This is a genomic window from Haloferax profundi (assembly GCF_001469865.1).
GTDB classification, from domain to species: domain Archaea; phylum Halobacteriota; class Halobacteria; order Halobacteriales; family Haloferacaceae; genus Haloferax; species Haloferax profundi.
The window spans coordinates 1-19,921 of record NZ_LOPV01000041.1; the positions used below are offsets into that span (position 1 = coordinate 1).

The 19,921-nt window shown below is 63.6% G+C and carries 23 protein-coding genes and 1 pseudogene; 7 read left to right on the forward strand and 17 right to left on the reverse strand.

Going from position 1 to position 19,921, the window contains the following annotated elements; all coding sequences use genetic code 11:
* Positions 1-229, forward strand: a pseudogene (locus AUR66_RS02165) (aminopeptidase); the annotation flags it as partial.
* 13 nt (positions 230-242) lie between these two features.
* Here AUR66_RS02165 and AUR66_RS02170 read toward each other — a convergent pair.
* The 11 genes from AUR66_RS02170 to AUR66_RS02220 all read right to left on the reverse strand — a co-directional run bounded on the left by AUR66_RS02170 (position 243) and on the right by AUR66_RS02220 (position 8,264).
* Entirely contained in the window at positions 243-584 is a 342-nt protein-coding gene (locus tag AUR66_RS02170; RefSeq protein WP_058570881.1) for a hypothetical protein, read from the reverse strand.
* A 75-nt stretch (positions 585-659) separates the two neighbouring features.
* Positions 660-938, reverse strand: coding sequence for an amphi-Trp domain-containing protein (locus AUR66_RS02175; RefSeq protein WP_058570882.1), 279 nt, complete (start codon positions 936-938; stop codon positions 660-662).
* Positions 939-1,031: 93 nt separating this feature from the next.
* Positions 1,032-1,679 carry an HAD family hydrolase gene (locus AUR66_RS02180; protein ID WP_058570883.1) on the reverse strand — a complete coding sequence of 216 codons (648 nt, stop codon included), beginning with the start codon at positions 1,677-1,679 and terminating at the stop codon, positions 1,032-1,034.
* A gap of 129 nt (positions 1,680-1,808) precedes the next feature.
* On the reverse strand, positions 1,809-2,621 hold the full coding sequence (truA, locus tag AUR66_RS02185) for a tRNA pseudouridine(38-40) synthase TruA (RefSeq protein ID WP_058570884.1): 813 nt from the start codon (positions 2,619-2,621) through the stop codon (positions 1,809-1,811).
* 75 nt (positions 2,622-2,696) lie between these two features.
* Positions 2,697-3,143 (reverse strand): universal stress protein, encoded by a 447-nt coding sequence (locus AUR66_RS02190; protein ID WP_058570915.1) that lies wholly within the window; start codon positions 3,141-3,143, stop codon positions 2,697-2,699.
* 123 nt (positions 3,144-3,266) lie between these two features.
* Positions 3,267-4,559, reverse strand: coding sequence for a histidine--tRNA ligase (gene hisS / locus AUR66_RS02195; RefSeq protein WP_058570885.1), 1,293 nt, complete (start codon positions 4,557-4,559; stop codon positions 3,267-3,269).
* A gap of 63 nt (positions 4,560-4,622) precedes the next feature.
* Complete coding sequence (locus tag AUR66_RS02200) at positions 4,623-5,528, reverse strand: DMT family transporter (protein ID WP_058570886.1); 906 nt, start codon at positions 5,526-5,528, stop codon at positions 4,623-4,625.
* Between the two features lie 76 nt (positions 5,529-5,604).
* The gene (locus tag AUR66_RS02205) at positions 5,605-6,195 is read right to left on the reverse strand and encodes a DUF7411 family protein (protein WP_058570887.1); all 591 of its coding nucleotides are present in this window, start codon (positions 6,193-6,195) and stop codon (positions 5,605-5,607) included.
* Between the two features lie 4 nt (positions 6,196-6,199).
* Positions 6,200-6,559, reverse strand: a complete 360-nt coding sequence (locus AUR66_RS02210) for a DNA-binding protein (protein ID WP_058570888.1) — start codon at positions 6,557-6,559, stop codon at positions 6,200-6,202.
* Between the two features lie 104 nt (positions 6,560-6,663).
* Positions 6,664-7,119, reverse strand: coding sequence for a 30S ribosomal protein S19e (locus AUR66_RS02215; RefSeq protein WP_058570889.1), 456 nt, complete (start codon positions 7,117-7,119; stop codon positions 6,664-6,666).
* Between the two features lie 116 nt (positions 7,120-7,235).
* Positions 7,236-8,264, reverse strand: coding sequence for a lysylphosphatidylglycerol synthase transmembrane domain-containing protein (locus AUR66_RS02220; protein WP_058570890.1), 1,029 nt, complete (start codon positions 8,262-8,264; stop codon positions 7,236-7,238).
* A 204-nt stretch (positions 8,265-8,468) separates the two neighbouring features.
* Between AUR66_RS02220 and thiL the strand changes: the two genes are divergently transcribed.
* Complete coding sequence (thiL, locus tag AUR66_RS02225) at positions 8,469-9,350, forward strand: thiamine-phosphate kinase (RefSeq protein ID WP_058570891.1); 882 nt, start codon at positions 8,469-8,471, stop codon at positions 9,348-9,350.
* Positions 9,351-9,377: 27 nt separating this feature from the next.
* Here thiL and AUR66_RS02230 read toward each other — a convergent pair whose 3' ends face one another.
* The 4 genes from AUR66_RS02230 to AUR66_RS02245 form a co-directional block, all read right to left on the reverse strand.
* Positions 9,378-10,517, reverse strand: coding sequence for a site-2 protease family protein (locus AUR66_RS02230; RefSeq protein WP_058570892.1), 1,140 nt, complete (start codon positions 10,515-10,517; stop codon positions 9,378-9,380).
* Positions 10,518-10,853: 336 nt separating this feature from the next.
* On the reverse strand, positions 10,854-11,099 hold the full coding sequence (locus AUR66_RS02235) for a DUF7123 family protein (RefSeq protein ID WP_058570893.1): 246 nt from the start codon (positions 11,097-11,099) through the stop codon (positions 10,854-10,856).
* Between the two features lie 307 nt (positions 11,100-11,406).
* Complete coding sequence (locus AUR66_RS02240; protein ID WP_058570894.1) at positions 11,407-12,192, reverse strand: molybdopterin synthase; 786 nt, start codon at positions 12,190-12,192, stop codon at positions 11,407-11,409.
* Positions 12,193-12,217: 25 nt separating this feature from the next.
* The gene (locus tag AUR66_RS02245) at positions 12,218-12,535 is read right to left on the reverse strand and encodes a hypothetical protein (RefSeq protein WP_058570895.1); all 318 of its coding nucleotides are present in this window, start codon (positions 12,533-12,535) and stop codon (positions 12,218-12,220) included.
* A gap of 93 nt (positions 12,536-12,628) precedes the next feature.
* On the opposite strand from AUR66_RS02245, the gene pyrH reads away from it, so the two are divergent.
* Positions 12,629-13,342 (forward strand): UMP kinase, encoded by a 714-nt coding sequence (pyrH, locus tag AUR66_RS02250; protein WP_058570896.1) that lies wholly within the window; start codon positions 12,629-12,631, stop codon positions 13,340-13,342.
* Position 13,343: 1 nt separating this feature from the next.
* Complete coding sequence (lysS, locus tag AUR66_RS02255) at positions 13,344-15,020, forward strand: lysine--tRNA ligase (protein ID WP_058570897.1); 1,677 nt, start codon at positions 13,344-13,346, stop codon at positions 15,018-15,020.
* A 32-nt stretch (positions 15,021-15,052) separates the two neighbouring features.
* Here lysS and AUR66_RS02260 read toward each other — a convergent pair whose 3' ends face one another.
* Positions 15,053-15,592 (reverse strand): hypothetical protein, encoded by a 540-nt coding sequence (locus AUR66_RS02260; RefSeq protein WP_058570916.1) that lies wholly within the window; start codon positions 15,590-15,592, stop codon positions 15,053-15,055.
* Between the two features lie 126 nt (positions 15,593-15,718).
* On the opposite strand from AUR66_RS02260, the gene AUR66_RS02265 reads away from it, so the two are divergent.
* The 3 genes from AUR66_RS02265 (at position 15,719) to AUR66_RS02275 (ending at position 19,592) form a co-directional block, all read left to right on the forward strand.
* On the forward strand, positions 15,719-16,144 hold the full coding sequence (locus tag AUR66_RS02265) for a hypothetical protein (RefSeq protein ID WP_058570898.1): 426 nt from the start codon (positions 15,719-15,721) through the stop codon (positions 16,142-16,144).
* 69 nt (positions 16,145-16,213) lie between these two features.
* A complete protein-coding gene (locus AUR66_RS02270; protein ID WP_058570899.1) occupies positions 16,214-18,007 on the forward strand; it encodes a site-2 protease family protein in 1,794 nt (597 codons plus the stop codon).
* Between the two features lie 97 nt (positions 18,008-18,104).
* Positions 18,105-19,592 carry a heme-binding protein gene (locus AUR66_RS02275; protein ID WP_058570900.1) on the forward strand — a complete coding sequence of 496 codons (1,488 nt, stop codon included), beginning with the start codon at positions 18,105-18,107 and terminating at the stop codon, positions 19,590-19,592.
* Positions 19,593-19,622: 30 nt separating this feature from the next.
* Here AUR66_RS02275 and AUR66_RS02280 read toward each other — a convergent pair whose 3' ends face one another.
* Positions 19,623-19,877 carry a hypothetical protein gene (locus AUR66_RS02280; RefSeq protein WP_058570901.1) on the reverse strand — a complete coding sequence of 85 codons (255 nt, stop codon included), beginning with the start codon at positions 19,875-19,877 and terminating at the stop codon, positions 19,623-19,625.
* Between the last annotated feature and the right edge of the window lie 44 nt (positions 19,878-19,921).

The window sequence follows — 19,921 nt, forward strand, 5'->3', positions numbered from 1 at the left end:
CGGACGGGGATGGGGCCACACCCACGCGGACACGCGGGACAAAGTAGACGACCGGAACATCCGTGAACACGCGATGTTGACGGCGCTTCTCGTGCGAGAACTGGCGGGAGAGGCGGCGGACGGTGGTGTCACGAGACTCGACGACGACGAACTCGCCGCCGCCTTCCGACGGGAAGACTTCGAGACGGGGATGAAGGCGGCGGGTATCTGGCCCGACGGGTGGAACTAGGGCCGCGTCCGGGTCAGGAGTCTCCCACGGAGTCAGTCCCGTTCTGTTCTGCGTCTGCGTCTGCGTCTGCGTCTGTATCCTCGGGGGCAGTCGTCGTCCGCCGGCGGGCGTTCTCGACTGTCAACTCGGACTGTTCGAGTGCGCTCTTCGTCCCCGCCTCGACGACCATGCCGGCACCGACGACGACGTAGTACATCCCGTAGACGAACGTCGGCACCGCCACGAGCAAGTAGAGGGCGAGTCCGAAGATGCCCGTCGTACTCCCGAGAAACCCACCGACTGCGTTCCCGATTCCGACGACGAAGAGGCCGAAGACGATTCGGAGGGTCGCGTCCCACGCGGTAGACCGGTCCATAGCGACACGTTGGAGAGCGGACAGATGTGTCTACCGACAGACGTGTTACTGCACGCCGTGGGACTGGCCGCGTCGTCAGTCTTCGACGTTCAACGCCCCTTCGTCGGCGGTCTCGGCCGCAGTCCACCACACCAACTCGAACTCGATGCTCTGTTTCGCCTCTGTGTCTCCTTGCGACCAGTCGGACTCACCTTCGAGTTTGAACGTCACGGGGTCTGTCGGCGTCAACGACACCTCTTGCCCGCCGAGTTCTAGCGACACCGTCCCGTCCCCTTCGAGTTGGTCGGCCACGTCTCGGAGGTACGTGGCAATCTCTGTGCGCGTCATCTCGGCTTCGGTCTCCAGTTCTCCCATACGGAGACGACGCTATCCACACGAATAAGTGTCAGTTCACAATCTCTTACAGGTCACCACTCGGTCACGTTGCGATGTCGACGCCTGTGCGACTCAGCACACCGCGAGTAACTCGTCGAGTGAGTCGAGTTCGTACGTCGGTTCGGCCGCGAGGGTGTATCCGTCTCTGTGTGGACGGCGGACGAACGCCGAGTCGATACCGGCGCGGTTGGCGGCCACTACGTCGACGTTGCTGTCACCGACGTAGAGTGCCCTCTCGACACCGAGTCGGTCCATCGCTCGTTCGATGTAGTGTGGATTCGGTTTCTTCACGCGCGCACCCTCGACTGTCGGGTCGCGCCCGTAGGCAACCTCGAAGTGGTCGGCCATGTCGTACACGTCGAGGATGTGTTGGATGGTCGCGTGCTGGTTGTTGCTCACGAGGCCGAGTGGGCGGTCGAGTTCGTCGAGTGCTCGCACGTCGTCGTACAGCGGTTTCGTCCCGTTTTCCAGACACTCCAGTTGGATTTCGGCAGCGTGGGTCTCGTGGCGCGGCCAGAACTCGTCGACCGAGACTTCGTGAACCGAGCAGATACGTCGCAGGCGCGTGAGGCCACCGTGAATGACGCCGTCGATTGCTTCGGTGGTCGGGTCGACGTCGAACTCCGCGAATGCTCGTCGAACTGCCTCACGCTGCACTTCGAGCAGCGTGGGTTCGGTCAGTACGCCGTCGTTGTCGAAGATGACAGCGTCGTACGTCATACCAGAGCGTTCGGACGCCGAGAACGATACCCTTGCTATGAGCGAAACCAACCTCTCTGGAGAGCTATTGACCCGTTTTTCGGCCGAACTCACGGCAGCGACACCTCCTATTCGGTCTCGGACATCTCGCTACTCGGCTCCGATTCCATCGCGGATGCGCGACCCGACGCGCCACCCGATACGGTCTTCGAGTGCTCGCTCGCCGAACGCGCCGATGGCACTCTCGGCCGCGTCGGGGTCGACTTCGAACGCGACGCCGGGATAGTCGACTGCCGTGAGGACGAGTGGTGTGGGTGGGGCGGGTGGGATACCATCGGGACCCTCCAAGTGTTCCGGGCCGAGGACGTCGTCTAGCTTCGACATCGGGGCCGCTCCCGACGCGACGATGTGAAGGAGCGAGACGAAGCGCCGGACGAATTCGCGGGCGAACCCGCCTGCTTCGACGCGGACGACGAGGAAGTCGCCGTCTCTGGTCAGGTCGCCATCTATCGTCCTGACGGTGCCGTGGGAGTCCGGTGTGAGGTTGTGAAAGTCGTGTTCGCCACGGAGGGCGTCGAACGCGTCTGTCGCTCGCTCGTCGTCGAACGAATCGATCGGTGCGTGGAGTTCGTAGACGTACTCCCGCCTGCTCGGGAGGTGTCTGGCGTGGAAGTCCTCGGGAACGTCTGCGAAGGCCCACGCCCGTACCGTCCCCGGCAGTTCGGAGTTCAGGGCGCGCGGCGTACACCAGTCGGGGCACTCGAACGCGACGGTCTGCGCGAGGGCCGAGACGCCGGCGTCTGTTCGCCCCGCGGCGGCGTACCCTGCGGGTACGGTATCCGTCTCACAGACTCCGAGAGAGCGACAGGCATCGAGAATCGCGTCTTCGACGGTTGGCACGTCCGGTTGTCGCTGAAACCCGTAGTACGGGCGGCCGTCGTAGGCGATACGGAACGCGCGCATGTCAGGGAGTTTTCCCTGACTGTACTTAACGGTCTATCTCTGCTGCGACGTGACTGCGTTCGAAAAATGGGTCGCTTATTCGGACGCCACCGGCGAGTCTTCGCCTCGGATGGTGAGAATCGGGATATCTGCCATCCGCAGGACGCGTTCGGTGACGCTCCCGATGAGGTAGCGTTCCAGCCCACGTCGACCGTGGGTTCCCATCACGATGAGGTCCACGTCGTGTTCGTCGGCGTACCGGAGGATGCCGCGATGCGGTGACCCGTGTTCCACTGCTGTGACGACTTCGACGCCTGTCTCTTCGCCGGCCTCGGTCGCCTTCGAGACGATTCGGTCGCCCTCTTTTTCGTAGGCGCGCACGAGGCCACCGGCGTCGAGTTGTGTCGCGTGCAGGACACGCTCGTCGACGATGTAGAGCGCGTGAACCGTCGCGTCGACGGCCTGGGCGAGGTCGAGTGCTTCGGCGAGTGCAGCGTCACTGGGGCCACTTCCGTCGAGGGGAACGAGGATGGTGTCGTACATGTCAGTCGTCGATACGCTGGCGAGAGAGAAAAGCACGTTCGCGACTACCACTCGGCGAGAATCGTGCGCGAGGGTGGGCCGAGGGGCAACCAGACGAGGGCCACCGAACCGACTCCCGACGGTCTATTCGTAGTCTTCGTAGGTGGGTTCGCCCCGGTCTCCCGGGAAGTCGTCGACAGGGGCGGTCGTCTGGTCGCCCGACTCCATGTCCTTGATGGTCACTTCGCCGTTCTCTAAGTCGCGTTCGCCGACGATGACGACGCTAGCGGCGTTGATGGAGTCGGCGTAGGACATCTGCGCGCCGAAACTCCGGTCGGACACGTCGACTTCGACGACGTTGCCCGACGCCCGGAGGTCACGGGCGATGCGGGAGGCGACATCGCGGGTGTCGCCGACGGTGAGAACGTAGTAGTCCGTCGTGAGTTCTTCTTCCCAGACGCCGGCACGCTGGCAGAGGAGTTGGAGGGGTGCAGCGCCGATACCGACACCGACAGCAGGGGTCGGTTGGCCACCGAAGGATTCGATGAGGTCGTCGTATCGGCCGCCACCGAACGCCGCACGGGAGACTTCGCCCGTCGAGTCGAAACACTCGAAGACGACGCCGGTGTAGTAGTCGAGGCCACGGGCGGTCGTCAGCGACACGTGACAGACGTCGCCGGCACCGAAGTCCTCGGCCGCCGCGAGGACGTTCTGGAGGTTCTCGACCGCCGCCTCGACGTTCTCGCCGCCGAACTCGGCGATTTCGTCGAGGTCACCACGCTCGATGAGCGTGGCGAACTCGTCGGCCTGGTCGTACGAGAGTCCTGCATCGGTGAGCAGTCCGAGGTACTCTTCGCGTTCGACCTTCTCGGATTTGTCGACGGCGCGGATGGCGTCTCGAACGTCGACGTCGGCGTCGAACGACCGGAGGAGACCACCGAGGATGTCGCGGTGGGAGACCCGGAACTCGAAGTCGTCGGCGGTGAGGCCGAGGTCGAACAGGGCGTCGGCCGCGAACGCCAGAATCTCGGCGTCGGCTTCCGGTTCGGTCGACCCGAAGATGTCGGCGTTCGTCTGGTAGAACTCGCGGAAGCGACCCTGTTGGACCTGCTCGTAGCGCCAGAACGGACGGGTCGAGACCCACTTGATGGGCTTCGACAGTTCCTGTTGCTTCGCGACGACCATCCGGGCGACCGTCGGCGTCAACTCCGGGGTGAGAGAGATTTCGCGCCCGCCTTTGTCCTCGAAGGCGTACAACTCTTCGACGATTTCCTCGCCGGACTTGTCGACGTACATCTGTGTCCGTTCGAGGTGCGGCGTCCCGATTTCGCGGAACCCGTACCGGGCCGCGGTGGTCTCGACAGTGTCGAAGACCGCTCGTCGGGCCGACATCTCTTCGGGATAGAAATCACGAAATCCCTTGAGTCGCTCGTACATGGGCAGTGGTTGGCGAAGGCCGCGCTTGAAACCTGTTGTTCGGGCGCGTGGCGGACGCGCGCTCTATCCGGCCACTGCGACGAGCGTTCCCACGTCACCGACGGCGATGAGGGCGACGCCGGTGACCGCGAGCAACGCCGCGACGAGACGGATACCAAACTGAGATTCGCGGAGGATGACGCCGCCGAGGACGACGGCGACGATGGCTTGCGTGTTGATGATGGGTGACCCGATACTCGCGGGGACGAGCGAGAAGGCGACCGAGGTGACGTGTTCACTGCCGGCGACGAGGAGGCCCATGGCGGCGAACCGCGGCAGATGGCCCCGAACTGGTCGCCAGTCGCGGACGGCGAGTGGGAGGAGGACGAGTGTGCCACCGACGAAGAGAACCGGCACCCACAGCGTCGTCGGGATGGCGAGTTCCTGGAGTGCGACACGCTTTCCGACGTCGCTGACGGCGTAGCAGGCGGCACTGGCGAGGGCAAGTTGTGCCGGCCGAGAGTCTGCGGCCCGGCGAAGTGGGTCGAATAGACTGCCACCGCGGTAGTTGGCGACGTAGACAGCGAGTGTGGCGACGCCGACGCCCACGAGTTGGAGCGCTGAGAGGTGCGCCGACAGGAGTACGATTTCGATGGGGAGGACGAAGACGGGAACGAGTTTGTTTATCGGCGTGACGTACGAGACGTCGCCTCCGTCGAGCGCTTCGACGAAGAGAACGAATCCGAGACCGATGAAGACGATAGTCGTGAGGACGACACCCACCCCGACCACACCGAGTTCGTCGAACGTCGGAACTGACACAGGGTCGAGTCTCGTCGCCGTCACCGGGGTGTACCACGCGACAGAGAAGACGTTGATTACGACTGCGAGTTGTGCGGCAGAGTACCCTCCGAAGAATCGCTTGAGACCGAAGATGTAGACGCCCCACCCGAGGGCGGCGAGGATGGCGAAGAGGATACCGGGGTCCATGATTCACTCGGTGACGGGTACCGTGAAAAGCGACGCGATACCGAGGTGAGCGGAGCGTCCACGTGACCCCGGCCGACTATCGGCGTCCGTGGACGTAACTCTGGACGTGGGCAGGGAACACTTCTTCGACGGCGTCGGGGCCGTGTTCTGTCGCGATGAGGGTTCGGAGTTCGCCTTCGTAGTCCGCCTTGGGAATCTCTTCGGACGGTCCGGTCTCGACGTGGAGGTGTGACTCCACGAGCCGGTCGACTGCACCGCGTCCGAATCCCGACAGGGGAGAGAGGTAATCGACGCCGTGGCGGTCTTCGAGACTCTGTGCTTGCGCCCGCGAGATGGACGGCACTCGGTCGTCACGACGCGTCCCGTCGGCGACGGCGTCGAAGCCCATCCCGCACACGGATTCGAGGGCGTGCTCGTGGACCTGCTGGATGCCGTTTCGTGGGTAGCCGTCTTCGACCATGCGCGTCGCCGCGCTCTCGGCCACGTCGTGGTCTAGTTCGAGTGTCTCGAACTCGTAGCCGAGTTCGAGCGCGGCGTCTCTGGCGTGTTTCCAGTCGTCGGTGACGTCGAAGTGTGCGGTCACGAGCGTCACGTCGTAGAACGTATCGAGAAGCAGTGCGGCGAGCGAAGAGTCCTTGCCGCCGCTGTAGAGGAGCGCGAGTTCCACGTGCTTACCGACGGCGGATGTTGAAGCTCTTGGACTCCGGTTGGAGTTCCTTCAGCAGCGCTTTCATCTTCTCGTCGTCGATGCGGCCCTGGATGCGGCCGCTCTGAGCGAGCGCGACGATTTGGCGTTCGACCTGTTCGGCGAAGTCCGGCTTGGACATCTGGACTGCGTTGAGGCGCTGGCGAGCCTCGTCGGTCAGGTACTGTTTGAGCAGGGCCTGTTTCTGCTGTTCGGCGCGCTGCTGTGCCGCCTCTTCTGCCTGCTGTTGCTCCGCGGAACCGCCTTGCCCGGCCTGTTCTTGGAGTTCCTGCATCTTCTTGCGTCGAAGCTCCTCCAGTCGCTCGTCGTCTTGGCTGCCACTCATATCCTATGGCACGGTCTGATGTCTGAAAACCATTACGGACCCGCACAAAGACCGCTCTCTGCGGCGTTCACGGTCGAAGAAGAACTCTCGGTGTGTCGTGGAGTCTACGCGTAGCGTTCGAGTTCCGGACGGTCGAGGTCCGCGAGAACGTCGGACGCTGCGTTGTCGAGGAAGCTGGTTCCCTCGGCGGTGATGCGGCGGCCTTCACCTTTGGCGGTCTCGACGAGACCCTCGTCTTCGAGCTGCTGGAGGAGTTTGCGAATGATCTTCTTGCTCCCGGTGTCGCTGTGTGCGCCAGCGACGCTGTAGCGGTTGGAGCCACGCTTGAGGCCACCGTACTCGGTAGCGAGACGGTCGACACCGACTGGGCCGTTCATCGCGACCTTGCGGAGCAGGCTCGCGCCACGGATGAACCAGAAGTTGTCCTGTTGTGGGGGCAGTTCACGGGTCTGGCCGGTCTTCGCGAAGGCCATCCAGTCGGGTTGCTCGATACGGTCCTCGAGTCGTCCGGCGACCTCTTCGATGAGGGCGTCCGCCGGGACGTCATAGATGGTTACCATGGCTATTGGTTCATAATCGCGGCGTTTAAAGGCATCGTATTCGCCCGATACGGGCAGTTGGAGGCCCCTGCGCCCCGCCCGGCGTGTGTCGGAGCCACACCCCGAGACGCGGGTGTTCAGGCTCGCCACCCACGAGCGCTCTCGAGCCCCATCACGAGTCCACCGAGGAGCGTCGGGACCCAGTAGACGAACCCGCGGAAGAGGACGACACCGGCAGTCGCCACGTCGAACCCGACGGCCGGACTGGCTGCCGCGACGAGGATGGCGAGCGTCCACTCGATGCCGCCTGCACCGCCCGGAAGCGGCGTCACACCGGCAATCGCACCGATGGGGACGACGAACAGCGCGATGGAGAACGCGATTGGCGCGCCGATGGCGTGGAACGCGGTCCAGAGACCAATCATCTGACAGAGCCACCCGAACCCAGAGAGCCCCAACGCGACGGCCAATCCGCGCGGGTTTCGCCCTACGCGCTCGATAGAGCGGAAGAAGCCGTTGATACGGCGTTCGACGCCGTCCGTGGAGGGGACCGAGATGCGCGGAATGTAGCGAGTGACGGTCTGGATTGCCGGTGTCAGCGCTCGAATGACCTTCTGTTCGAATTCGTACCGTCGTTCCCAGACGATGTAGACGGCAGTCGGAACGCCGATTGCGAGTCCGACGACGGCGACGAAGGCGATTTCGAGGTTGCGTCCGAGAGTGACTTCGGTCGCGTAGTACCCCACGCCGATGAGAGCGATAGTGATAGACGGGACGAAGTTGAGCGTGTCCACGCTGGCGATTGCGGCGAGTCCCGTCTCGTACTCGGTGTCGGCACTTCGTGAGATGAGGAGCGCGGTCACGGGTTCGCCGCCGGCCTGTCCGAACGGCGTGATGTTGTTGGAGAACATCGCGCCCGTGAAGACGAGGAACGACCGCCACACGGAGATGTCGACGCCGAGGACGCCGAGAACCGTCTTTAGTGAGGTTCCCCACGCGACCAGCCAGACGAGCGTGATGGCGAAGAGGCCGACCAGGAACACGGGACTCACCATCGTCAACCGCTCGACGAGTTCGTCCACGCCCGCGAAGTAGAACAAGACGGCGAAGACGACGAACGCGGCGGCGAACCCGAGGAGCGTCGCACGAATATTCTCGCGGGCCATCTGCCTGAAATGTGTCTACGACGAGCATTAAGGCACCGGATTGCGCGGACGAGAACGGCCTTCGGTCCGGCGAAGTGCCGTGTTATAGACGTGGGATGCGACGTGTTTTGGGCCTGTGACCTGCCGTGCTTCGCCCCGACGACGCGACGTATTCGACCGCCGGGGATAGATGGACATTTCCGCCGGGGGAGACACGTCGAACGTATGGACGAGCGCACCGCCCTCCGACTGCTCGCTGCGGACCTGCCCGGCGCGGGCGACGACGCCGCCATCGTCGATGGTCTCGTCGTCACCACGGACATGCTTCACGAGGCCACGGACTTCCCGGATGGCACGACTCGCTACACCGCCGGGTGGCGGGCAGTCGGCGCGTCGCTGTCGGACGTTGCTGCGATGGGTGCGACAGCGACGTGCGCAGTCGCCGTCTACGCCGCCGCCGAACTCGACGAGACAGAACTCCGTGACTTCGTGCAGGGTGCCCGCGACGTGTGCGAGGCCGTCTCCGCGGAGTACGTCGGTGGTGACCTCGACACGCACCGCGAGTTTACGGCGGTCAGTACGGCTATCGGCCGCACCGACGACCCAGTTCTCCGCTCGGGTGCTCGTCCGGGTGACGCACTCTGCGTGACGGGCGAACTCGGCCGCTCGGCCGCCGCCGTCCGCCTGTTCGACGCTGACGAGACCGAACGCGCAAACGACCTGTTTCGGTTCACGCCGCGCGTCGCTGCCGGCGTTCGACTCGCCGAGTCGGCGACGGCGATGATGGACTCCAGTGACGGACTCGCCCGGTCTGTCCACCAACTCGCCGAGGCGAGCGAGTGCGGATTCGAACTCGACTGGGACGCCCTTCCGGTCCACGACGCCGTCGAGGATGTCGCCACCGACGCCGCCGACAGACGTGACCTCTCTGCGTACTTCGGCGAAGACTTCGAACTCGTGTTCACGATTCCCGAGGCCGAACTCGACGCTGTCCGCGACGACGTGGACGTTCCGATTACGGTAGTCGGACGAACGACCGCAGAGGAAGCAATCGTCGCCGACGGGAACCCACTCCCGGACCGCGGGTACACTCACGGCGGCGACTGAGCAGCGACCTTCGTTCTTCGTCGCTATCTATCCCGGAATCACTTGAATCGGTACGAGCAGGAAGCACGCCGCACCGAGGGCGAACGTGAACAACCCGATAGCGATGCGACCCGCACCGAGAGGCGTCTCGTCGACGGGGTCTGCCGGCCCGTTGTAGGCGATGAACGTCGAGAGGAGGCCCCAGAAGAACCAGAGGCCGACAGACTCGTTGATGCCGAGGCCACGCACGTAGTGGAGGTAGCCCGCGATACCGAACAAGACGAGCGGAACGGCCGCAGCGAGTGATTCCTGGCGCTCTCCGAGCATCGCGCGGACCATGTGCCCGCCGTCGAGTTGGCCGACCGGGAGCAAGTTGAGGACGGTGAAGAACATCCCGACCCACCCGCCGATGACGACGGGGTGGACGACGGTTCGCGGGTCAGGGTACTCCGTCGGGCGGCCGAGGAGTGTGGCGATGGCGTCCAACAGCGGCGGATTGTTGAAGATGATGACGTCACTCGAACTCGCAAAGGCCCACGCTGGGACCGTCATCGGTTCGAGCGAGAGGCCGATGACGGTGACGACGATGGTCGCTGCGAGGCCCGCGAGTGGACCGGCGACGCCGATATCGAACAACGCCTTCCGGTCCGGCATCTGTCCGCGCATGCGGATGATTGCACCCAGCGTCCCGAACGGGAAGATGAACGGGATGAGGTACGGGAGCGAGACGTTGACACCGTGGTACTTCCCCATGAGGTAGTGCCCCAGTTCGTGGACCGAGAGGACGCCGAGGATGGCGGCCGTGAAGGGCCAGGCTTGGAGGGCGAGAAGCGGGTTGGCGGTGAGGTCAGACAGCGGAACGTAGTACCACCCAACCGCCCCGACGAACAGTGTCGAGACGATTGTCGCGACGAAGAGAGCGAGGTTCTTCCACGGAACGCCGTCGATGCCAGTCGAGATGGGTTCGGCGACGACGACGTCAGTTCCGCCGAATCCGGTCGTCTGCGCCTGGACTTCGTACCCGGCCCGTCGGAACGCCGGCCAGACTTCCCGGACGAGCATCTGCTCGGGGACGAGCGACTCACCGTAGTAGACCAGTCGCTCTCCATCGGTCCGTGTCTCGTGGACGTCGAAGACAGCACGAAGTGCCTCGACCGGCGGGCCGTCCGCCGATTCGACCTGTTCCATTACCCGTCGTTAGGGGTGCAACGTGCATAAATCCCGTGACGACACCACCTCACGTGACCGGTCTCAGGTGCGACTGTGGGGTGTCAGGAGAAGGGAGACCGTCCGCGAGGTAGCCGTCAGGAACCACCCAGGCCGTGAGGCGCGCGCCGGGTGGTCGGGAACGAGATTGGATGGGGTGTGGCGGGGTGTGGGTATCGAACGTGGGACGTGTACGTTCTGTCGGTTGGTGTGGTCTGGGCGTGAGTTCGTGGTGTCTTCTCAGGCCCGAAGCGGTGTCTACCAGGGCCGTGTGGGGGCTATTCGGGGGCTTTCAGGACGGTACATCCACTGTCCGAGTTAGGCAGACTCGACGCGCCACGTGGTCGCACTCGTGTACGACCACTTCTCGATGGTCAACTCCGTCGCGGAGTCGCGGAGTTTGACCATCAGCGCGCCGATCTCCTTGGGCGACAGTCCGACGTCGTCGGCGATGAACTTACTCTTGAAGTACATCTCGCCGTCTTTGGCGCGGTCAAGCAGATACTGCTTGAGGCGGTCTTCTTTGGAGCTGCCATCGGTGGAGGGGGATGCTGTAACGCTCATCTGATACACCTCACTCCACTGTATCCCCCAGAAGGTGTTATAAAGGAAGGACCGTTGAGATTAGTTCGACCGCTTTCAGCCTGAATCTACGAAAAGGGTTCATTTTAGGACTCTTTTAGAATCCTTTAGATATTTTAGAAACGAATTTGAGAGATTATTTCATGATTGTAAGTGGCGTTCTCAGATGCCGAAAATACGCCGCAAATCCGGTCAAAGTACCGCCATTTCACGGCAACATCGCCCGCAAACGCCCCAAAATACGGCCATGGTGTCGCCACACGGCCCGCATCGACACTCACCGGCGGCCTCACCGCTCGTGGACCCAGAACTGCTCGTCGACGGTCGTCTCCTTCTTGAATATCGGGACTTCGTCTTTCAAGCGGTTGATACCGTCTTCGACAGTTCTGAACGCTTCTGTCCTGTGTCCAGCGAGGACGACGACGAACACGATGTCTCGTCCGTCCTCAATGACGCCGACGCGGTGGTGCATCAACACCCGGTAGACGCCGTCGCGCGATTCGAGTTCTTCGGAGATGGTCGCCATCGTGGACTCGGCGACGCCGTCGTACTTCTCGAATTCGAGGCTCACGGTCGGCGCATCGTCTTCGGACTCCTTCGCGCGGACGCGGCCGGTGAACGTCGCGATTGCCCCAGCGTACTGCGCTTGCGGGTCGGCTTTGGCCTGTTCGACGAGCCCTTCGAGCGAGATGTGCGGTTCGAACGACTCGATGTCGGCAGTGAGTTTGTCGAGGTCGACTTCGTTCGTGCCGTCTGCTTCGACGACGACGTTCTCTGCCTCGGTGTCTCCGAGAGAGAGTGTCGGGATGCGTGCGTCGGGGAATCCAGAGAGAAGCGCGTAATCGTATCGTGTCGATAGTTCGTCGAGCAGGTCGTCGAGGTCACGGTCCTCGCCGGCCCCGACCCAGTTCCCGCTGGGCGTGAGACCGTAGGCACCGCTCACTGAGTCGGGTGCGTCTGACTCGGCCGCATCGTGCGGCAGCGATTCGACGGTTGCGACGCGCCCGTCCAAGTGTGGAGCGAGTCGCTCACAGAGGACGGTCGCGCCTGGACCGACTACGCCAAGTACGTGCATACAGTGGGTCACGTCCCGCGCCGGTTTAAGATTGCTCCGAGTGGTGGGTGTCGTCGGAAGGTTTCGGTCGTGTTCGATAGAGGTGGAGGGCGATTCCGACACCGACGAACCCAACGAGCGTGGCGACCCACGGTGCCAGCGCGCCGACGACGGTGTCGGCCGTCTCGGGGAGCGTATCGTACTGCCAGAGTGCCCACCCGACAGAGAAAGACGCCACCATCGCCCAGTTGAGGACGGAACGGCGGCCGAACTGGCCACGTCGCTGGCGGACGTAGAGTGCGCCGAGTGCGAGGACCCACCCGACGACGATGAGTGTGACCGTCTCCACGGTGACGAGTCGCATACCGGTAGTCGCCGCGAGACTGGTTTAAACCCCCCGACACGGGCGTCTCGCACTTGATAACCCTTAAGATGCGCTCCCGGATACCCGTGTGCAATGAGAGTCGTCATCTCCATCGGCGGAAGTGTACTCGCGCCGGACCTCGACTCAGAACGCGTCGAAGCGCACGCGTCAGTCGTCGAGGCCCTCGCGCGAGAGGGGTGCGAAATCGGTGCGGTCGTCGGCGGCGGCGGTGTCGCCCGCGACTACATCGGTGCAGCACGTGACCTCGGCGCGAACGAAGTCCAACTCGACCAGATCGGTATCGACGTGACTCGAATCAACGCTCGTCTGCTCATCGCGGCACTCGGGTCACAGGTCGACCCGAAGGTCGCCCACGACTACGAAGAGGCAGGCGACGCCATCCGCCGCGGCGACATCTCCGTGATGGGCGGCGTCATGCCGGGCCAGACGACGGACGCCGTCGCCGCCGCGTTCGCGGAGTACGTCGACGCCGACCTGCTCGTCTACGCGACGAGTGTGAACGGCGTGTTCAGCGCCGACCCCAAGAGCGACCCCGACGCGACGAAGTTCGAGGAGATGGCCGCTGGCGAACTCGTCGACGTCATCGCCGACATCGAGATGAGTGCAGGGTCGTCCGCTCCGGTCGACCTCCTCGCCGCGAAACTCATCGAGCGCGCGAAGATGCGGACTATCGTCCTCGACGGAACGGACCCGTCGCGCATCGAACCCGCGGTTCTTCGCGGCGAGCACTCGGGGACCGACATCATCCCCGAGGGTGGCGACGAACCGACGTACTGGGCGCAGTGAGATGACGACAGACGAATCCACCGCTACCGACGCGCCTGCGGACGACGCCACCGACGCCTTCGAGACCGGGTCCACCGACGGGCACCGCGACTTCTGGGCGGACGACGTCGCGGACGAAATCGAGGCACGAGACCCCGACGACCCCATCGTGATCAAAGGCGGCGTCTCGCCGTCCGGCGTCGCCCACCTCGGCAACTTCAACGAGATTATTCGTGGCTACTTCGTCGCCGAAGTCCTCCGCGAACGCGGCCACGAGGTCCGACAGGTGTTCACGAGCGACGACAAGGACCCCCTCCGAAAGCTTCCCCGAAAACTCGCCGACGAAGACGGGAACATCGTCGGCCTCGGCGAAGTCGACGCCGGCGCACTCGGCCGGAATCTCGGCAAGCCATACACGGCGATTCCCGACCCCTTCGGCGAGACAGACTCCTACGCGGCCCACTTTGCGGCCCTGCTCAAGGCCGACGCCGACCGTCTCGGGATTCCCGTGGAGATGCTCTCGAACACCGAGATGTACGAGAACGGCGACTTCGACCCCGTCGTCGAACACGTCCTCGAAAACATCGACACTGCGCGCGAGGTGCTCTCGAAGTACCAATCGAAGGTCGACGAGGACTACGTCCCGTTCAACCCGGTCTGTGAGGAGTGCGGGAAGATTACGGAGACTATCACGTCCGTCGACGTGGACGCCGGCACCGTGGACTACACCTGTACCGACATGACCGTCGGCGACAACACTATCGACGGATGTGGCCACGAAGGGACGGCGACGTTCCGTGAGGGCAAACTGCCGTGGCGCTTCGAGTGGCCCGGCCAGTGGCAGGTCCTCGGTGTCGACTTCGAACCGTTCGGCAAGGACCACGCCGAAGGGTCGTGGCCGTCCGGCGACGACATCGCCCGCAACGTCCTCGGCATCGAACCGCCGGTTCCGATGGTCTACGAGTGGTTCACGCTCAACGGGAAGGCGCTGTCGTCCTCGGCCGGGAACATCGTCACCGTCTCCGAGATGCTCGAACTGCTCGAACCCGAGGTGCTCCGGTACTTCTTCGCGCTCAACCCGCGGAAGGCCCGTGACCTCGACCTGACCCGCCTCGACCAACTGGTCGACGACTTCGACCGCTTCGAGCGTGCGTACTTCGGCGAGGTAGACGACGAGAACCTCACGCGATTCGCCACGCGCGCGTACCCGTTCGTCGTAGACGACGTGCAAGAAGACCGTATCCGTCTCCCCTACACGTTCGCTGCCGTCCTCGGGATGACCGACGACGAGGACCTGCGCGAGCAGATGGCCCGAAACGAGGGCTTCTTCGACGAGGACACGCCGGACGACGTCGTCGAAGAGGCACTCGCCCGCGTCGAACGCGCCCGCAACTGGGCCGAGAAGATGGACAACCAGTTCAACTACCGCCTGCAGGTCGACCTCCCCGAGTTCGACTTCGACCCGGCCGTCGAGGCGGCACTGGACGAACTCGCCGACTTCGTGGAAGAGAACCACGACGGCGAGGCTATCCAGGGCGAAATCTACGAGACGGCCCGCCGCAACGACATCGAGATGGGCGACTTCTTCGCCGCCGGGTATCGCCTGTTCTTCGACGACACGCAGGGACCACGTCTCGGCGAGTTCCTCGGCGAGTTAGAACAGGACTTCGTCGTCACACGTCTCCGTCGCGAGAACTGACGGTCTCCTGCCCTCGTCTTTTCGCTCTTCTCTCAATTTTCTTCTATCGCGTCGATGACGACAGCACCGACGACGAGCAGGCGCGGGTCTATCTCGTCGGTGTCGGCTTCGATAGTGTACGTGTCTCGGAGCGCGAACTGTTCGGAAATCTCTCCGACAGGGGTGCCACTGGCGTCTTCGACGCGGTACGAGAAGGGGATGAGTGTCGTGACGGCCCGTCGGGCGACGGCCATCGGCACGTTGTCCTCGACGATTCGGCCGACGACTGCCCCGTTCGGGCCGAGCAGCTGGTAGGTGTGTTTCGCGAACGAGAACGCGCCGCGTTTGACCGCGCCGACTCGGTCACCGGATTGGCTATCGACGATATCGTACGCAGCGGACACGTCGAGGACGCTGTCGGCTTTGACGCGGAAGCGCTCGTCGCCCGTCTCGTAGTCGTTCACGCGGAAGTCTTCTTTCAGTTTGAACTTCTTCTTCTTCGCGGAGAGAATCGGGTCCTCGTCGTCGTAGACGACGTACTTGGTGCCGATAGACACCTTCTGGCGGACTTCGTAGCGGGAACTGTCGAACATGCGTTCCGATGCCACCTCCATCGGATAAAGACCTTCTGGGGGACGACTTATGTTCTCGTCGTACGTACTGCCGACAGGTTCGTTCCCCGTGGACGACCCGCCGCGGCCGTGCCGCAGTGATTTCACATGTCCCTCATCGACTTCATCAAGACCGTCGAGGAATCGCAAGACGAATTCGACGTCGAGTTAGAGGAGTTCGACGCCGACTCAGACCAGGCAGACGTGGACGACGAGTCCAGCGGACGCTCGCTCGGACGCCTCTTCCTCTTCGTGGTGCTCCTCGCGGGCGTCGCGTACGTCGTCTACCGCCTTCGCTCGTCGTCGGATGGCGAGTCGTCCACCGACATCGACCTCGACACCGAGGCCGAGACGACAGCAGAGACAGACGACACGGCGACTGTCTCCGTCGAACACGACCCCGACGAGGAGACGACTGACGAGACAGCGACCGAAGACGAAACGAGCGAGGACGAAACGGACTCGGATGCCGACGACGCCGTCGAAGTCGAAATCGAGTCACCGGGCGACGAGACCGACGAAGACGAAGAGTAAGCGCCTGTTCGACTCTCTTCGGTACCGTAACCCGAACGCCTTTTGGCGCGCGCCGCTTCCTTTCGGCCGATGAATACGCTGCTGTGGATCCTCGTCGGATTCATCGCCTACTCTCTCTTCGCGGCGCTGTTGCGTACCCGTGGGATTCTCCCCGAGTACGTCCGCGTACAGGGCCCGCTCACGACGATTCACACCCGTCGCGGCCGCGAGTTACTCGACAGACTCGCCGAACCCAAGCGGTTCTGGCGGGCGTGGAGTAACATCGGCCTCGGTATCGCCCTCGTAATCATGGTGGGGACGTTCGCCCTCCTGTTGTATCAGGCCGTCCTCATCGTCCAGAATCCGCCTGCTCCCTCGCAGGTCAACCAGCCCCAGAACTTCCTCGTCATCCCCGGCGTCAACGACTTCCTCCCACTCTCCGTCGCGCCGGAGATTCTCTTCGGCCTCCTCGTGGGCCTCGTCGTCCACGAAGGTGGCCACGGCATCCTCAGTCGCGTCGAAGGTATCGACGTGGAGTCGATGGGTATCGTCCTTCTGACGATTCTCCCGGTCGGGGCGTTCGTCGAACCGTCCGAAGAGAGTCAACGCCGCGCCGACCGTGGCGGGAAGTCACGGATGTTCGCCGCCGGCGTGACGAACAACTTCGCCGTCACTATCGTCGCCTTCGCACTCCTGTTCGGCCCGGTTATCGGGTCGATTTCGGTCGCCCCCGGCGTCGCGGTGGCAGGCGCGTACGCAGGGTCTCCCGCCGACGCCGCCGGTATCGGCGGTGGTGACCGAGTGACTGCTATCGACGGCACACCGGTCAACACGACCCAAGAACTCGACGCGGCGTTACTCGCTGCCGACGACCGGACTGTCTCCGTCGAACTCGACGGCGAACGGACGGTGTCGGTCCAGCGCGAACTCATCGTCGCCGGGTCTGTCGCCGGCAACCCGGCAAACCTCACCGTCGAGTCCGGCAGCGACCCGATTCGCGTGACCGCAGTCAACGGGACGCCGGTCTCCACGCGCGCTGGATTCGAAGACGTCGTCGGCGACTCCCGGTTCGCCCGTCTCGAGACGTCTGCCGGCGAGCGAACGATTCCCGTCGGCGCGTACATCACGAACGTCGCCGAAGACCAACCCCTCGCCAATGCGACGGGTGCGACCGAACCGCTCATCATCACGAGCCTCGACGGGACGCGCATCACGTCTTCGACCGACTTACAGGTCGCACTCGACGGAACCGACCCCGGTCAGACCGTCCCGGTCGAAGTGTACGTCGATGGTGAGTTCCGAACCGTCGACGTGACGCTCGGCGAGAACCCACAGGACGGCAACGGGTTCCTCGGCGTCAACATCTTCGACGGCACGAGCGGTCTGCTCTTGACGGACTTCGGGATGCAGGAGTACCCTGCTGGGACGTATCTCTCGCTCCTCGGTGGTGACGGCGGCGACGGCGCAGGTGGCCTCGCCAACGCGTTCGGCGGGTCGCCGCTCCAACTCGTCTACGTCTCGCTCCTGTTACCGCTGGCATCCGTCGTCCTCGGCATCCCGAACTTCCCCGGGTTCACGGGCGAGGTCATCAACTTCTATCAGGTGGGTGGCCCCTTCGGGTTCCTCGGTGGCGGCGTCTTCATCTTCGCCAACCTGCTGTTCTGGACGGCGTGGATCAACCTGCAACTCGGATTGTTCAACTGTATCCCCGGCTACCCGCTCGACGGTGGTCGAATCTTGCGAACCGGGGCGGAAGCAATCGTCTCGCGTCTCCCGGTCGACGACCGGCACACCGTCGTCCGAACCATCACCACGTCTATCGGACTGACGATGCTCGCGTCGCTCCTGCTCATGATATTCGGCCCGACGCTCCTCGGCGGGTAACCTCGCTACAGTCGGCGATACACTGCTTCTCACTCCCGTTCCCGCCTTCCGAAAACGACTCGCAACTTCAATACCGGATGAATCCTAAGGCCACGGTATGGTAGAGGCCCCACAGACCGACGAGGGCTGGTTCGCGCTGCACGACTTCCGAACCGTCGATTGGGACGCCTGGCGGGACGCGCCCGACCACGAGCGTCAGCGAGCAATCGACGAAGGCGTCGCGTATCTCGACGCGCACGAAGCGGTCGAAGACGACGAGGAAGGAACCTCCGCTGTCTTCTCCGTCCTCGGCCACAAGGCCGACTTCGTCGTCGTCCACTTCCGGCCGACGCTGGACTCCCTCTCGCGCGCCGAACGCCAGTTCGAACAGACTGCCTTCGCTGCGTTCACGGAGCAACCCACGTCGTACGTCTCCGTCACCGAGGTGTCGGGATACGTCTCGGACGACTACTTCGAGGGCAACAAAGAGGACATCGACACCGGACTCCTCCGCTACATCGAGGGCAAACTCAAGCCCGACATCCCGGACGACACCTACATGTCGTTCTACCCGATGTCGAAGCGTCGCGGCGAGGAGCACAACTGGTACGACCTGTCGTTCGACGAGCGTCGCGAGATGATGTCCACCCACGGCGACACGGGCCGCAAGTACGCCGGGAAAATCAAGCAGGTCATCGCGTCGTCTGTCGGCTTCGACGACTGGGAGTGGGGCGTCACGCTGTTCGGCGACGACCCGACGGACATCAAAGACATCGTCTACGAGATGCGCTTCGACGAGGTGTCGAGCAAGTACGGCGAGTTCGACCAGTTCTACGTCGGCCGTCGGTTCCCACCGTCTGACCTCGGCGCGTTCCTCGCAGGCGACGCTGTCCCCACGAGCGAGTTCGCGGACGAATCGCACCACCACGCGCACGCACACGGCGAGGGTGGACACCACGGCGAAGGCGGCCATCACGAGGGTGGCCACGGCCACGGAGACAGCGACGACGAGGAGAGCGCGGACGAAGATATCCGCGGCCAACTCGAAGACCTGAACATCTACGCCGGGAAGCCCCACGGCGAAGACGTGTACGCGACGGTGCTGTACTCCGAAGCGGACGCCGACGAGGTGTTCGACGAAGTCGACGGCCTCCGCGGGAACTTCGACCACTACCCGACGCACGTCAAGACGGCCGTCTACGAGGCCAACGAGCGTGGCCGCGTCGCCGTCGTCTCTATCTGGGAGACGGCGTCGGCCGCCGAGACTGCAGCAGGGTTCCTCTCGGAACTCCCCGGCATCGTCGAACGCGCCGGTGAGGAGTCTGGATTCGGCACGATGGGGATGTTCTACACCACCAAGCCCGAATACCAGGACGACTTCGTCGAGAAGTTCGGCGTCGTCGGTGGCCTCCTCGAAGACATGGACGGACACTTCGACACGGACCTGATGGTCAACGTCGAAGACGAGAACGACATGTTCATCGCCAGTCAGTGGCGTTCCCAGGAAGACGCCATGGGCTTCTTCCGCTCCGACGCCTTCCGCGACACGGTTCAGTGGGGCCGTGACGTGCTGGCGGACCGACCGCGGCACGTGTTCTTGGCGTAAAGGGAAATCAGAGGAAGACGACTCGTTTTTTCAGCCCTGTGCGAGCGCAGACTGAACGTCGCGCAACTTCGGGTGGAACTTGTCCGTCCCGAGGAGATACGCGAAGTAGAGGACTGCTGCGCCCATGACGACGGCCCACGCGCCGAATCCGAGGTCACCATGTTCGATAGTGAGCAGTGCGAAGCGCTCGATGTACGCGCCGGCGACAGAGAGACCAGCGCTTCCGAGGCCGAAGACGAGGAGTTCGAACAGGTCAGGTAGTAATTCGGCGAATGACGGTCGCATTGTCTCTCTCCAACCCGCGAGTGAATGAGACTCTTTTGGTCGGG

Coding starts and splice junctions, on each gene's coding strand:
- AUR66_RS02265 (WP_058570898.1), top strand. CDS start 15,719: ATGTCCCTCATCGACTTCATCAAGACCGTCGAGGAATCGCAAGACGAA.
- pyrH (WP_058570896.1), top strand. CDS start 12,629: ATGAGAGTCGTCATCTCCATCGGCGGAAGTGTACTCGCGCCGGACCTC.
- AUR66_RS02245 (WP_058570895.1), bottom strand. CDS start 12,535: ATGCGACTCGTCACCGTGGAGACGGTCACACTCATCGTCGTCGGGTGG.
- AUR66_RS02240 (WP_058570894.1), bottom strand. CDS start 12,192: ATGCACGTACTTGGCGTAGTCGGTCCAGGCGCGACCGTCCTCTGTGAG.
- AUR66_RS02175 (WP_058570882.1), bottom strand. CDS start 938: ATGGGAGAACTGGAGACCGAAGCCGAGATGACGCGCACAGAGATTGCC.
- AUR66_RS02170 (WP_058570881.1), bottom strand. CDS start 584: ATGGACCGGTCTACCGCGTGGGACGCGACCCTCCGAATCGTCTTCGGC.
- hisS (WP_058570885.1), bottom strand. CDS start 4,559: ATGTACGAGCGACTCAAGGGATTTCGTGATTTCTATCCCGAAGAGATG.
- AUR66_RS02210 (WP_058570888.1), bottom strand. CDS start 6,559: ATGAGTGGCAGCCAAGACGACGAGCGACTGGAGGAGCTTCGACGCAAG.
- AUR66_RS02270 (WP_058570899.1), top strand. CDS start 16,214: ATGAATACGCTGCTGTGGATCCTCGTCGGATTCATCGCCTACTCTCTC.
- AUR66_RS02230 (WP_058570892.1), bottom strand. CDS start 10,517: ATGGAACAGGTCGAATCGGCGGACGGCCCGCCGGTCGAGGCACTTCGT.
- AUR66_RS02215 (WP_058570889.1), bottom strand. CDS start 7,119: ATGGTAACCATCTATGACGTCCCGGCGGACGCCCTCATCGAAGAGGTC.
- AUR66_RS02275 (WP_058570900.1), top strand. CDS start 18,105: ATGGTAGAGGCCCCACAGACCGACGAGGGCTGGTTCGCGCTGCACGAC.
- truA (WP_058570884.1), bottom strand. CDS start 2,621: ATGCGCGCGTTCCGTATCGCCTACGACGGCCGCCCGTACTACGGGTTT.
- AUR66_RS02200 (WP_058570886.1), bottom strand. CDS start 5,528: ATGGACCCCGGTATCCTCTTCGCCATCCTCGCCGCCCTCGGGTGGGGC.
- AUR66_RS02180 (WP_058570883.1), bottom strand. CDS start 1,679: ATGACGTACGACGCTGTCATCTTCGACAACGACGGCGTACTGACCGAA.
- AUR66_RS02260 (WP_058570916.1), bottom strand. CDS start 15,592: ATGTTCGACAGTTCCCGCTACGAAGTCCGCCAGAAGGTGTCTATCGGC.
- thiL (WP_058570891.1), top strand. CDS start 8,469: ATGGACGAGCGCACCGCCCTCCGACTGCTCGCTGCGGACCTGCCCGGC.
- AUR66_RS02235 (WP_058570893.1), bottom strand. CDS start 11,099: ATGAGCGTTACAGCATCCCCCTCCACCGATGGCAGCTCCAAAGAAGAC.
- AUR66_RS02190 (WP_058570915.1), bottom strand. CDS start 3,143: ATGTACGACACCATCCTCGTTCCCCTCGACGGAAGTGGCCCCAGTGAC.
- lysS (WP_058570897.1), top strand. CDS start 13,344: ATGACGACAGACGAATCCACCGCTACCGACGCGCCTGCGGACGACGCC.
- AUR66_RS02220 (WP_058570890.1), bottom strand. CDS start 8,264: ATGGCCCGCGAGAATATTCGTGCGACGCTCCTCGGGTTCGCCGCCGCG.
- AUR66_RS02280 (WP_058570901.1), bottom strand. CDS start 19,877: ATGCGACCGTCATTCGCCGAATTACTACCTGACCTGTTCGAACTCCTC.